3 protein-coding genes and 1 pseudogene are annotated in these 14,940 nt (G+C 68.2%); 1 reads left to right on the top strand and 3 read right to left on the bottom strand.

Features of this window, described 5'->3' with window-relative positions:
- A pseudogene (locus H4O10_RS21915) lies at window positions 1-139 on the top strand (IS110 family transposase); the annotation flags it as partial.
- A gap of 532 nt (window positions 140-671) precedes the next feature.
- Here H4O10_RS21915 and H4O10_RS21920 read toward each other — a convergent pair.
- The 3 genes from H4O10_RS21920 to H4O10_RS21930 all read right to left on the bottom strand — a co-directional run.
- Window positions 672-13,055, bottom strand: coding sequence for a filamentous haemagglutinin family protein (locus H4O10_RS21920; RefSeq protein ID WP_049442066.1), 12,384 nt, complete (start codon window positions 13,053-13,055; stop codon window positions 672-674).
- A 199-nt stretch (window positions 13,056-13,254) separates the two neighbouring features.
- Entirely contained in the window at window positions 13,255-14,430 is a 1,176-nt protein-coding gene (locus H4O10_RS21925; RefSeq protein WP_005409883.1) for a substrate-binding domain-containing protein, read from the bottom strand.
- 388 nt (window positions 14,431-14,818) lie between these two features.
- Window positions 14,819-14,940, bottom strand: a 122-nt coding sequence (locus H4O10_RS21930) for an integrase core domain-containing protein (RefSeq protein ID WP_182681053.1), incomplete at its 5' end; no start/stop codon positions are given.

Here is a 14,940-nt window from a genome sequence, read left to right on the forward strand (position 1 = left end):
AAGGCTGCGCGCGTTTTACGCTGGCCTGAAGGCCAAGGGCAAAGCGAGCAAGGTGGCGCTCGTGGCGGTCATGCGCAAAATGCTGGTGATCCTCAACGCCCGTAAGCGAGACGCCGAGGTGGCCCTCAGCTGCCCCTGACAAGACAGTTGCTACTGCCGAGCGGCTTCTACTGCCCGGCCTGCTTTGGTGGGTGCCGACCTTGGTCGGCACTGAGGCTGGCCCAGCCTTCCACGCATGGCGTGGATCTACTGCCGAGCGGCTTCTACTGCCCGGCCTGCTTTGGTGGGTGCCGACCGTTGGTCGGCACTGAGGCTGGCCCAGCCATCCACGCATGGCGTGGATCTACTGCCGAGCGGCTTCTACTGCCCGGCCTGCTTTGGTGGGTGCCGACCGTTGGTCGGCACTGAGGCTGGCCCAGCCATCCACGCATGGCGCGGATCTACTGCCGAGCCTGCCGCCGGGTGCTCTCCTGCACCCGGCGGCGCCGTGTCGGTGGTCCTCACCGCTGATGGCCGCTCCCTGCCTTCGGTGCCGTCCTGGCTGGGGCCGCTGCCGTTCCGTGGCGGCTGGCCCGATGCTGTTCGTTCTTTCGGCCCGGTCGCATCCACGCATGGCGTGGATCTACTGCCGACCTTGGTGGGCAGCAACGTGTGCCGACCAAGGACGGCACCTACCGGCGCTGCGTGCCCTCGTCGCGACTTGCCTGCGGGAACTGGAAGGCACTGTTGGCGTCATAGCCGCTGTTGGCAGTGTTGCCACGCGCCGGCGGATTGATGGCGCTGGTGCCACTGCCGAAGCCGAGGATCTGCACGCTGATCACCGACGGCTGGTTGCGCCGTGCCTCGTCCTGGCTCTTGCGCATCACATCCTGTGCCGCCTGGCTGGCGCTGTTGGCTGCCGCACTGGCCGAGGCCAGCGCATTGACGTTCACCGATGCCAGCACCGGCAGGCCCTTGCTCTCGCCCTGTACCTGGATGTTGGCGGCATTGAGCACCTGCAGCGCCGCCAGGTTGATGTTGCCCGAGACGCGGATACCGGCCTCGCCCGCGTCGATGGTGCCAAGCGGTGCGATCAGGTCGACGTCGCCCGGTCGTACTTCGGCGATGGGGTTCAAGGTCGCGATGCCGGCGCCACTGGCGGGAGCCTGCGGCGACAGGATCACATTGCCCCAGCCGTCATAGACGCGACGCGGTGGCGTGTACAGCAGCGTCGTCTGCGAACCGCGACCGGCATTGATGTCACCCTGCTCCGACCACGCCAGGATGTCGCCGCCGAACGTGGTCATCACCCGCGACAGGCCCAGCAGCACGCTGTCCTGGCTGAACAGGCGGATATCGCCCTGCCCCTGGGTGACAAGGCCGGCGCTGGCAGGTGGCACCACGCCCTGCACACCGATCACGATCTGCCCACCCGGTGCCATCAGCTCGATGTTGCCGCCCGCCTCGGTACGCACGCCGGAGCCACCGTACATCACGATGTCGCCGGTACGGTCGATCGTCGCACCGGCCGCATTCCTGTCCGGCATCAGCGTGGCGATGGCTTCGCGCCCACGCAGGTAGGAGCCGAAGCGGGGCCCTTCTACATCGGTATATTCCCTTCCACCTTCGCGCAGCTCGGCGTAATAGACCTGGCGCAGGAAGATGCGCTGCTGTTCCTGCGGCAGCGCATCGAACGCGGCCAGCGCCCCGTCGCCGTCGGCAGCCACGCCGAAGCGCTGCTGCAGCCACTGCTTCAGCTCCTGGTTGTAGACCTTGACTGCCTTGCCCGGCTGCGATGCAAGCGATTGCGCGGGATCGGCAAGGTTGACTGGGTCCAGATAACGGGCACGCAGGGCCGCGAAGTCGATCTGCTGGTTGCCGGCCGTCAGCGCGATGCTGGCGCCGGGACGGGTGTCGCCCTGCACGATGCCACCGAGGCTGACGATGCTGCCCGCATCCTCCTGGCGCAGCTGGCGGCCGGCACTGATCTCGGTGTTGCCGGGGCCAGCGATGGTCGCGTTCAGATGCACGATGTCGCGGCCTGCCGCCGCCACCGTGATGTCGGTGGGCGCGGTGTTCAACGCGGTCATCGACACCCCGAGGATGTCCCGGCCTGCCCGCAGTTGCACGGCGCCGGCGGCTTCGAACCAGTTCAACTGCGTGCGCTGCCCCGCGTTGGGATTCAGCGTGCGCCGGGCGCCGGTGGCCAGGCCGATAATGTCCCCCTGCACCGCGTAGAAACGGCTCGGCGCCAGGGCCGCAGACACGGAGGACAGCGGAGTATTCGGACCGAACGCAAACAGCGGAAGCGACGCGTCCGGCGATGCAATGTTGCCGTCGACCGAAAGGTTGTGCCGCGTGCGGGTCACATTGCCTGCGGAATCACCCTGCTCGGCCATGAATGCCGGGTCGAAGGGTCCCGGCAGGCGCGCGTCACTGGCCGAGCGCGCGATCTGGGTCGCGCCAGGCTGGGCGAAGATGCCGCCACCGGCCAAGACGTCCAGCCGTCCTGTCGCCGAGGGTGCCAGCAGGATCACATCCTGCGTCCCCGGCGTGGTGCTGATCCGGTCCAGCTTGATGTCACCCTGCGCAGCAATCGCGCTGAAGCGCGAAGGATAGAGCCAGTAATTCAGCAGATCATCACCGCCACGCACAACAAGCTGGACCTGCTCGCGCCACAGATTGCTGCCCGTCACGTTTTCCGGCCCGGCGAGGCCTGGCGCGAGGTCACCACCGGCACTGAACAGATCCACGGCCGTGTTGGCGGTCCACAGGGAGAACCACGTACTGCCTGCAGCGCGCGCGCCATCATCCAGCAGCACCGCGCTGTAGTTGGCCAGCGGAACCCGGCCGGCATCGGCGACGCCGCCGAGCACCACATCGCCCCGCGCCTGCAGCTGCGCGACCGCATCGCCCAGCACCAGCACCGGCCCGCCCATCGGGCGAGCGGCGTCGGCGGCGAACAGATCGGCCGCACGCAGCTGGCCCAGCGTCGCGTAGCTTTCCAGGGTGACGCCCATTGCACCGATGCGTCCCGCATCCAGCTGCAGGCTGCCACGCAGATTGCTGAAGGTACCGTTGAGATCGAGATTCTGTCCCGCCCTGGAGGCATTGAGGCTGGAGAACGTCGCCCGCAGATTCGGATTCAGTGCGCCACCGATACGCAGTTGCAGGTCGCCGCCGCCGGTCAGGTGCAGCTGGCCATCGCTGACCCGGCCGGTCGATCCCACCGCCGCGATGATCGCACCCGAGCGCGGTGCGATCGTCGAGTCCAGCGCGTCACCTATCGCATCGCGCACGCCGGCGTCACGCCCGGCCTCCAGCGTCAAGTTGCCGCCGCCCAATGTACCGAAGCCGGTGAAGCCGACCATCCGCGGAGAGGCGCCAGCAGCAGCGGACACGTTGGTGTAGGCGCCAAAGTTCACCCACCAGCTGGTCGGCACCGGCTCCACACCGGTGGTGCTGCCGGTTCCCTGCCGCCACAGCCAATTGCCGACCGCGGCACTGGAGTACAGCGCCCAGTCGCGCTCGCTGGTGCCCGACTCTGCGCGCCCGGTCCAGACGTCACCGACGATATCTCGCCCGGCTTCGACGCGCAGGTTGCCGCCATGATCGGGATACCAGGCCTGGTAGCCGGCCAACGCGGCATCATAGCTGCCCGGCACCAGGTTCGGACCCAGCAGTGCGGTGTTCCTGGGGGCTGCTGCACGGGGCGAATTGAAGGCAGCGTCGCGGCCCTCGCCCAGCGTGGTGGGAGCGCCCGCCGTGTACACACCGAAGCCGGACTTCATCACGACATCACCGGCAGCGAGCAGTTCGAGGTCCCCCTTGCCGGTGCGCAGCACGCTCCACGCCGGCGTGCCTGCGCGCTTGCCGTAAGTGGTCACTTCGGTCTGCGTGCCGCCGCCGGCGCAGTAGGTGGGCGCCGTGCTGCAGAACTCGTCTTCGGTCATGCCAAACATCGCGGCGAAGTCCTTCGCAGGGGTGCCTACGTAGGACTCGTCGCCCCAGTAATCCAGCGAGCCCTGCGCGGCCACCTGGCGGGGGGCCGGGCCGCAGTAGTCGGCCGACATCGCGCAGAACTCGTCTTCGGTGAAGCCGAACATGTCGGCCAACTCCGCAATCGGACGGCCTGCATAGGAGGTGTCGCCGATCCAGTCCAGCGATGCCCGCTCAGTCAACGCACGATCACCCACCCAGATGATTTCGGTCTTGACCGTACCGATCGAGCCCTGGTGGGTGTCGGCCAGCACCACGCTGCCTTCACTGCCCCAGCGCCGGCTGCGTGGGTCGGCTGCCCCGGCATCGGCACCGGCAACCACGGTCAGGTCCCAGGAGGTGGTGCCCTCGGCCAGCATCGGCGCCAGCGCCCAGTTGCGCCCCTGGTTGCCGCCGGCATCGGCCGGCCGCAGATTCACCGGCCCGTTGCCGGGCAACTCCACCTTGGTCAACGATGGGATGTACGCGCCCACCTTGAGCTCGACTTCCCGTGCCAGGCGCAACGCAACCGGCAGCGTCGCGCCGGCGGGCCATTCCTGTGCCGCCATCTGTACCGCACTGCGCAGGCGGAAGCCGGCCCCCAGGCGCGCACCGGCCGCCAACACCAGCGGCTCCTGCAGCACGGTGCCCGCCGCCAGCGTCTGCCCGGAGTCGGTGGTCACCGCCGCACCCAGCACCGTGCCCGCTGGCAGGCGCAGGTTCTGCGAGATCACCATCGGCGCGGGCAGCACGGTACCGACCGGAAGCGTTACCGATTCGACCGGCACGTCATAGTTCAGGCGGGTGCCGGCCTGGAACTCGGTGCCGGGCTGCAGCTTCACTCCGTCCACCGGCACCACCAGGCCGCCGCCAAAGGGGGTTTGCCCCGCGCTGCCATTGCGACCCTCATACAGCTGCCAGCCACCCTCATCCGGCGTGGACGGCGGCGGTGCGAACCCATCGTTGATGCTGCCGTAGACGTTGATGTTGCCTTCGGCCCGCAGCACCAGCGAGGCCGATTCGCCGAAGCCACGCCGCGATGGATCGGCGCGGTTGGCTTCGGGCCCGTAGCGGTAGCCGGACAGATCGATGTCGCCGGCAATGGTCAGGTCGCCGTCCGGGTTGGCATCGCTGCGCCGCGCCAGCACCTGCACGCCGGGACGAAGGCGGACATCGCCCAGCGCCCGCGTGCGCTGCTGCAGATCCGCGTTGTCCAGCGCAGCATCGATCCAGGCCACGCTGTGCGGATCGACCACCTGGTCCAACCACTGCTGGGTGACCAGCTGCGCGCGGTTGCCGCGCACGTCAGCGGTGGCTGCCAGGGGCGCATCGTCGTAGCGGCGAACACCATTGAGCTGGATGTCGGCCGCGCCATCGATGCGCAGGCCGGTGGCCGCGGCAATCGCCGCGTCGTTGCTGCCCAGCCGCGGCACATCGATCTTCAGCGTGCCGCGCGGGGTGCCATCGTTCTGGCCAGGACGTCCACCGACGGTAACATCGCTGCCCGCACGCAGGTCCAGCTGCGCCGCGCTGCCCAGGCCGACGGCACCTTCGGCGCTGCCCAGCGTGATGGTGGCCCGGTTTGGACTGTCGATGATCTTGCCATGGCTGTCCACGCGCAGGCCGGTACCGTGCGCGTCCAGCGTGCCGTCCACCTGCAACTGATCGCGGGCGTACAGGCGGATGCTGCCGACCTGCTCGCCGCTGGCATCGATGCGGCCGGCCACGGTCAGGCTGCCCGCATCGACGCTGATATCGACCCGGCGCGCCTTCACTTCGTCGCCGATCCGCAGATCGCCCTCACCGATCTGGAAGCTGCGACCGCCGACGACGCCGCCGGCGGTCAATCGCTGGTTGAGGCCGGCGAAGTCCTGCAGCTGGCGTGCCCGCACCACCAGTTCGCCACCGTCGTAGGGCACCAGCGTGCCACCGGCATCGTAGCGACCAGTGGCGGCACCCTGCAGAACACCGGCCAGATCGGCTCGGCCGGCCATTGCGGTGACCGTCAGGCGTCCGCCGCGGTTGTTGCGGGCGGAAACATCGATGCGGGAGGCCGCATCGGCGCGGATGTCACCCGTGTCGCTGGACAGCAGGACATCGCCGCCCCAGCTGAACTTGTCCACGTCGTACAGCGAGACCTTGCGTCCGGCCAGATCCAACGCGGCCCGGCTGCCAAGCGTGATGCCCTGGCGTGCGTTCGCCGACAGCCGTCCGGACGCCAGCGCGATCGTGCTGTCCAGCGTGATCCGGTTGGCGTCGATGCTCAGCTCACTGCCCAGTGCATCGCCACCCGCCTTGCCGGTGCCCCCCTGCAGGCGGAAGTCGCCGCCGGTGCGCACGCGCAGCCGCGCGGCGGGATCGGCCGTCAACAGCGGTGTATCGATACCCAGGCTGCCACCGCTGTACTGCCAGCCCTTGTCGGCCAGATAGTCGCCGCGCTGCTGGAACACGTCCAGCGTGCCCTGCGCGGAGAACGACAGCTGCTCCGAAGCACTCAGGTTCAGCGCACTGAATCCGAGCACCTGCCGGTTCGCAGGTACTTCAGAACTGGGACGGCTTAATGGCGCCCGCCCCAGCTGCAGCTGGCGGGTAAAGATGTCCAGCTGCCCGGCGCCGAGCCGGTCCACCATCGGATCGGCCGGCGGCACCGACGCGTCACTGCCCGGCGCTTGGCTCGCCGCCAATGAGCCGTCCCAGACCAGCGTGTCCACCAGGATGCGCGCCCGGTCAGTCGCAGCACCGTAGCCGCGGATGGCCTGCGCACCAAGCACGAGCGTCTGCAGGCCACTGCGGCCGGTGGCACTGTCGCGCGCGTCCAGGTCGACGCTGCCGAACACGTTGACAGAGTCCCGCGCGACCAGGCTGAGCGTGTCCAGCGCCGGCGCGCCGGTGGCATCATTGCCGCGCAGCAGTTGCTGCAGCACGGACTGGTTCATGGTCATGCCACTGGGCAGCGCCCCTGCCGCAGCGGCCAGGGCGATCGCTTCGGCACTGCCGAGGTTCAGCGCCGCCATGCTCAGGCCGAGCTGACGGGTGCCATAGCTGGCCGAGTCGCGCATCTGCAGCGCGCCATCGGTCGCTACCGCGATGCTGCCATCGGAAACCAGCCGGGTCTGGCCGTCGCACGCCGTCTGGCACCCCCCGATGTCGATCGCCACTGGACCGGCCTCCACCCCGGTGGTGCCGGTGATCAGGTTCAGGCGCTGGTTGGACACCGCCAGCAGGCCGCCGGAGACCTGGTAAGGCACGGTCGCGCTGGCATTCGCGTTGGCGGATGCGAACGACAGTGTATCGAGGGTCGCACCGGCCTCGACCAGCACGCCGCTGCCACCGGAGGCCGCTGCCACCAGCACTTCCGGTGCGTTCAAGGTGACGCCGGAACGGATCGCCACGCTGCGCGCCTGGCCGGTCACCGCCACCTGCGAGGCCTCCTGGTTGAACTGCCCGCCGATCATCATCCGCGCCGGCAGGAAGGCATTGAGCGCGTCGTCGCTGAAGGTGGCACCGCGATCACGCGCCTGCGATTGCGCACCGCCGTCGACGATCTCCAGTGAACCGACCGCCGGGCTGGCCAACGTGGCTGTCAGCGTGCCGCCTCGCCCGTTGTCGGTGGCGGCGCCGAACCGCGCGGTGCCGGCGAAGCGGATGGCAGGCGTGTCTGCACGACCTGCGCCTTCGCCCAACGCAAGGGTCAACCCGAGCGCATCGATGGTCTGCCAGCCACGCGACTCGCCGCGGCGGTCGGCCACCGATTGCGCGAAGCTGTTGTAGGAGGTTTCGTTGTAGCCCGAGTGCCGGCGTACTACTGCGGCGGGGGTCAGCAGGATGTCGGTGAGCAACGGCGAGATTGCCGTGCCCAGCGCCGTGCGCTGCTGCCCGGACACACGCCAGGTGCCGGTACCGGTCGCGATGGGTTGCGCGATGCCCGAGGTGCCGGTGGCGCCCAGCTCAACCCGGAATGCACCGGGCTGCAGCGCATAGCTTGCCGGCATCAGCGTGTAGGTGCCTGCTGCCAGGCCGGGCACGCCCGCCGGCACGGTGATCTGCTGGCCCACGGCCGGTGCGGCGAATCCTTCCTCGCCGCTGGGGGCAAATGTCCCGGCGCGTCCCGGCACGATCGCATACACCGGGTTGCCCGACGCACTGAATCCATAGCGCGGATTGGCGTCGGCCAACGCCGTTCGCAGCACGTCGACAGAGCCACCGCGTCCTGACACAAAGGCGGCACCGGTCAACTCACCACCGCCGGACATGTCCAGCAGGGCCCCCGGCGCCACCTCGATCTCATTCGCCTTCAGGGTCACCCCCATCGAGGAGATGCCGGCCGGCGTCAGCGAACCCAGGCTGCGCGTACCGACCCGCCAGTCGACACCATCGACGGTGCCACCATAGGGCAGCGACAAGCCGGCGCCACTGGTCGAGGTGACGCTGCCTGGCAGCAGTTCCACCCGGCTGCCGACGGTTCCGTTCTGGATAAGGCCACCCAGCTGCAGCGTGCCCATCGGCGCCTGTACGTTGCCGCCCTGCTGCACCGTGGCGGCCACCAGGCGAAGCGTACCCAGCGCCGATTCCGGCGCCGGCTTCGTGTCCGCACCGGTGCCGTGGATGCGCAGCACGGCATCCGGATCGGTCCAGTAATCAGCGGTCTGCACGGTCTGCGCCGACGCGCCGGCCACCAGCGTGCCGATCGCGCCTGTGGTGGGGTACAGGCGCGCAGCGGTCACGTCCATCGAACCAGCCGTCATCAACGCGCTGGTGTTGCCACTGCTGGCAATGCCGTTGGTCAGGCGCACGTCACTGCGGCTTTCCAGCGCCACATGCTTGAAACCCGGCAGCCAGGTGACGTCGCGGATGTCGATCAGCTCGGCCTGCACCGCCAGCGCGTGATCTTCCGGCCCGGACGAAGCGACCGCGGCGGTGCCCTGCAGGTTCTCGCCCGGCATCTGGCGCCAGCGTGCCTGCGCCAGGCGAACGTAGGGCGCACTCAGTCGCAGCCCAGACGATAGCCCGGCATCCACGGCCATGCCCAGGCTCGAAGTGCCCTGGCCGTGGATGCGCAGGCTCTGGGCCAGGCGCAGGTCGACGTCGCCGACCGCGCGGATGTCACCGAACACGGACAGGTTGTCGAAACCGCCGGCCTGCAGCTGCTCGACCGACAACGCGGCGTGGCCATATTCCAATGTGGCCGGCAGTGGCTGCGCCGGTGCGCTGTGCTGGCTGAGGCTGATCGCACGCGCTCGCAGTACCTCGTCGCTGGCGCCACGTGCATGGATGCTCCCGCCAAAGGCCAGGCCAAGCGTGCCCCCGCGTGCGCCGGCACCACCGGCGGCCGCGTCCATCCCGCCGTCCAGGTACAGCGCGTTGGCCGAACGCAGCACGATCTGCCCGCCGTCGCTGTCCACGCGCACGCGGCCCTGGCCATCGATGTCCAGTTCGGCCGACGCGCCCCGCGCCTGCAGGCGCGCACCGCGTTCGACCACCACGAAGGCTTCCGGTGGTCGGTTGTCGACGAATGCGGTGGTCTCCCAGTCCAGCGCCCCGCCAATCTCGATGCGCCCACCTGCGCGCACCTGCCCGCGCAGGCGGCCGCTGGAATCGGGCAGCGACATCGCGTCTGCATCGGCATCCAGCAGCGCGCCTTCGGCGAAACGCCAGGTGCGTTCGGTGCGCTGCCCGGCGTACAGCGCGTTCTCCGGGCGCACATCGTCGATCAGGATGCGGCCGCCCTTCGCGCGCAGCGTGCCTTCAACATCGATGTTGCCTGCACCGAGCAGCGAGATCGTCTGCCCTGGATCGACCGCCACCAGTGCATCCTTGCCAACCCGAAGGTCACCGCCCACGCTGTTGCGCTCCGAACGCAGGCTGATGCTCGCACCCGCGCGCTGGCTGACGCGCCCGCTCGACGGATCAGCGCTGTACAGTGGCGCGTCCCACGCTGCCAGTGCGGACGCCCGGTCGGTCGCCATCCGCGCGTCCTGGGTCAGGCGCAGGCCTGGCAGGGCAGCGACCAGCCGCGCGCCATCGGCCACCTCCACACCCTGGTGGCCATTGATGTCGTACTGCGCGAAGCCACTGCCGAACAGGCCGGGGTCCAGTCGCAGCGATGTGCCCGCCAGGTCCGCATCGCCCAGCCGCACCTGGCCACCGGTCCCCAGCGAGAAGGAACCACCCCCCTGTCCTCGACCACTGAACCGGCTTCCGTCGCCCAGTTGCACCCGGCCACTGCCGTCGGTCGTCACCGTACTGCTGTTCGCCTGCAGGCTGACGCTGCCGCCTTTGCCGATATGGGCCTTGCCGCGCAGGTCCAGCGCAGCACCGGCCTCGACGTCAACCGTTGAGTCGGCGCCCACGGCCACGTCATGACTATTGCCCAGGCTCAGGCGGCCGCCATCCGTCCAGGCACCGCTCGCGTCGCGCGGCGTCGCCAGTGACGCATTGCTCCATTCACCGGAGAGATCGATCCGCGTGCCGTCGGCGATGGCGGTGCGCGCGCGGCCATCATGCAGCAGCGCCGTCGGCCGGCCCTGCACATCCAGCAGGTTGCCCGCCGACAGCTGGCCGCCGGCGATGCCGATGTCGCCTGCCAGTTCCACCTCGCTGCCGGTCAGGTTGAGCTGTCCGCCTGCCTGAAGCCGAAGGCTGCCGTCGATGCGGATGCGATCAGCGGTCGCCAGGTCGATCCGTCCCCACTGCTGGGCACTCAGCTCTGCGATATCCAGCCACACGGTGCCACGCCGCACTTCGTTGACCGGGGCCAGCAGCGACCACGCGGCCTTCGTCCGAGCCTTGTCATCCAGGCGCACATCCGAGCCGAACACACCGCTGCGGCCCTGGCCGTCGTAGCGCCCCAGGTACAGCTGCGCATTGCGCGCGACCGCCGTCTGCGCCTGCGCATAACCCTCCAGCGCGGTATCCGGCCTGCGGTTCTGCTGCGCGCCCTGGAAGGTAGCCGTCTCAACCTTTCCATCCAGCACCGCGGTCGGTGCGGAGATGATCAGGCGTCCTGCATCGCGGCCGACCGTGTATCCGTTATCGACACGCTGCGCCGCGAATACAATCGGATCACGGAAGGTCTCGGTGATGCCCCAGCGCTCCTGCTTTACTTCATGGCCGCTGTACAGGCCATCGAAGAGCATCTCCGCCGGCGCGTCATCAAGGCGGTAGACCTGGCCATCGACGCCGCGCACCCAGCTCTGCCGGATCACGCCGCTCTGCACATCCAGGCTGCCACCGGCAAGGTTGATGCGTGAGCCGCCATGCGTGATCACTTCCCTGCCGCCCAGCAGGACGGTGCCTCCCTGCGCGGCCCATTCGCCGATCGAGTGCCCCTGATTGTCAAGGTAGCCGCCCACTTCCAGCAGGCCACCCGCCGCGTACCAGCGCTCACCCGCGTAGCCCCCGGTACCGGCCGGAACGTGGACCAGCCTGCGGCGGTCGACCCAGACCTCGCTGCTGGTCAGCTTGCCGCTGTCGCGGTTGTCCAGGGCATCGCGCAGTTCGTTGCCCTGCACCTTGACCTGGACATTGTTGCTTTCCATCGACACCTGTACGCCCACTGCGCCGGAAACATCCACGCGTGCCGCGTCGTCTACGTAGCTGCGGGCTGCCGCGTCGGCGATGATCTGGCCGCCCGTGGCAACCGTCAGCGAATCCGCACTGAAATGGATGTTGCCACCCGAGACGATCTCCACCCGCGACTGGTCCCGGCGATCATTGTGCTGGGACAGATTGTCGAAGGTTGCCGAGCGCGCGCCGGCGCGGATCGCGTCCTGCTCTGCCGACTCCTTGATGAGGCTGTTGCGCTGCGTATCCAGCACCGTGGCCTTGCCATCGTCCTCGACCAGCACCGCCGTGGTGGCTCCATCGGCAAGCGTGACGCTGCTGCCGGCATCACTGGTCGAAGCCAGAAGATGCACGGTGCCGCGCTGCGCCAGCGTGGTGCTGGCCACGGCCACACCGGCCTGCTCGACGTTGCGCCCGGCCAGGGTCACGTCACCCTCGCGGGCGCGTAGCAGACCGGTGTTGCGCACGCTGCCCGCCGTGCTGCCAGCGACGAAGCGCGGCGCGATTTCATTGCCGCGGGTGGTGGAGCTGGTATTGGTCGCCGTACCCACGCCGCGCCGGATCACGAAACTGTCACCGGCAGCGAGTTGCACCTGGCCCTTGCGCGCCTCGATATGGCCAGCATTCTCCACGCTGTGCCCGGCCAGCAGCACGTAGCCACCGCCGCGCGTCGCGCTGGTCGGCTCATGGGTCGCGATGCGGGCACCCTGCTCCACCATCACCTTGCCAAATGCATCGCTGAGCGCGCTGCTGCTGGCGTCGGGGCTGTACAGGCCGTTGTCACGGAACTGCGCATCGCTGATCCGTGCTGCAGCCGCCAGCAGATTGCGTACATTGACCTGGCTGTTGTTGCCGAACACCACCCCGTTGCGGTTGGCCACGAACACCGTGCCATTGGCCTTCAGCTGGCCCAGGATATGGCTGGGCCGCGCCTGCGGATCATTGACGCGGTTCAGGACTGCCCAGTCAGGGTTCTGCAGGAAGTTCAGCGTGGTGTTGCCGCCGATATTGAACGTCTCCCAGTTCAGGATCGCCTTGTCCGCGGTCTGCTCGACCGTAACCTGCACCCGCCCGTCGCTGCCCTGCGACTGGATTGCGTCGCGCGCATTGAGCCAGCCGCGGGTCAGCGGGTTCTGGTCGACGCTCAGGCCATCCTTGCCCAGGCCATCAGCAACGATGAAGCCAGCCTCGCGGCGCGCCTGCCGCGCCTGTTCCTGCAGGCGCTGCTGCAGGGCAATCGCCTGCGCAGCCGTACCGAGGTTGTCGATCGACTGCTGCAGCTTCTGCCGTGCTGCATCCTGCTGCTGGGCCGGCAACTGGAACTGGATCGGCACCCCGTTGGGCATCCGGCCGCTCTGTGCCGCGCTGCCCTGGGCCGCGCCCCGCTCGGCGAACCAGCCCGGGCTGAACGCCTGCTGCGCCTGGCTGGCCGGGGCGACCATGCTGCCCAAGGCGACCGCGATGGCCCACGCCATCGGATGATTGCGGCGCATCGGCGCGGCCGGATGAACAGCGGACGGGAGCGGGTGCGACATCGGAACCTCATCAACCTGGTGGGCCGCGGCTGCGGCGACGATCGGGGAGACACGCGCAACGCATGCCCTGCCACTGATAGACGGTTCACGTGACACGAAGCCGACAGCGAAACACTGCGGCGGCGGCACCGTCGCGGAAATGGCGACGCCGGCCCAGGGGCCGGCGTCGGGTCAAGCAGGATTCAATCAGTGCTGCGGATTACAGCGGACGACCGATGCCGGCGCAGGTGCTGGGATTGTTCAGGCCGGCAGTGCTGCTGGCCAGCACGAAACGGTTGCGGATCGCATCGCGCCAAGCCTTGGTCAGCGGGATGAAGCCGTGGTCGGTGATCGACTTCTCATACGCGACGGTGTAGGTCGCCGGATAGTGGCGGGCCAGGAAGCCGCGCAGGCTGGTGGCGACGCTCGAATCCTTGTAGCACTGGCCGATCACCAGGTTGGTGTAGCCGGCGATCGGATAGCCGGCCGACGGGTTGCCGAACACCGGCACCCAGTTGGCGGGGTCCTCGGCAGCGGTACCGGTCGGCGGAGCGACGGTGTCCAGGGTCGCCTGCACACTCACCTGATCCGGCGAGAAGCCCTTGACCTTGGCCACCTTGGTCGCATCGGTCACGCTCGGAATCACGTCCGGGCCAACGTAACCGATACGGCCTTCAGCAGCGTAGACAGCGTTGTACAGCGAGGTGCCACCGGTGGCCGGCGCGGCCACCAGGAACGCCGGCAGGTTGCCGTTGGCATCGCGCTTGTACAGGTCGGCGAAGGTCGACTTGATGGCGAACTTGCCACCTACCAGGTTCGAGGTGCCAGCGTTCTCAGCCGCACAGGCCGCAGTCAGGAAGCGGCTGAACATTTCGCTGGTGCCGCTGCTTTCCGGGCGGTACACCACCTGGATCGGGCCGCTGCGGTTGGCATCGATGGTCGACCAGTCGCTGATCGCACCCGAGAACACGCCGCAGATCTGCGCCACGCTCAGGTCCACCGCCGAACCGGCCTTGTTGAACGGAATGGTGACCGACGTGGCCACCGACGGCACCTGGATCAGCGCGCCGTAGCGGTTGGCGTTGGTCGGCTGGTTGAAGTTGGTGGTGTAGGTGCTCAGCTCGGTGCTGCTCAGCACCGAATCGCTGCCGGCGAAGTGCACGGTGCCGGTGGTCGAGAACAGCAGCGAGTTGTTTTCCAGGAAGGCCTTCTTGCCGGTGCCCGAACCGGTCACGGCGTAGGTGAAGTTCGCTGGCAGGATGCTGTCGGACGAACCCTTGTAGAGGTCGGCCGGCAGCGAAGCGCCGCCGCCGGTAACGGTCTGCGCGGAGGCGGCGCCAACGGTAGCGAGCAGCGCGGTGGCAACCAGCGCGGCCAGGGTCTTGTACTTGATCATGATCTTCTCCTGAAGGGTTTACTGCGAAGGGAAACGCCAAGGGAGGAACGGTCACTACACGCCTGCTGCCGCCGAGGGCCTCCCAGCCCACTCTGCGGCGACGTGTCCATGCTGGTCCGCGCCGATGACAGGCCGCTTAAGAAACCTGTGGAAGATCGAAAAAAGGTGTGGAGGATTGTGTGGAGAATCGACCCATGCCACATTCCAACGACGCCGCCCGATCAACTGAATTGAATCGACTGAATTGAATCGACTGAATTGAATCGACTGAATTGAATCGACCTGATGGGATCGACCCGATGGGATCGACTGGGGAGAGTCGACTGTTAGTCGACTGCTTTTCGCACGCGGAAACGATCTGAATGCACTCGATCTCCGCGCTGGTCGACTAACTGTGTAAACCCACCACGTTGTTCAGCGGGATTCTGGAAATAGGCGGTTGGCTGCCGATCCCCATGTGGGGTCGGTGCCAGTTGTAGTAATGCAGCCATTCAGGCAGCACGGCATCAC

Source organism: Stenotrophomonas sp. I18B00994 (assembly GCF_014145825.1).
Taxonomy (GTDB): domain Bacteria; phylum Pseudomonadota; class Gammaproteobacteria; order Xanthomonadales; family Xanthomonadaceae; genus Stenotrophomonas; species Stenotrophomonas maltophilia.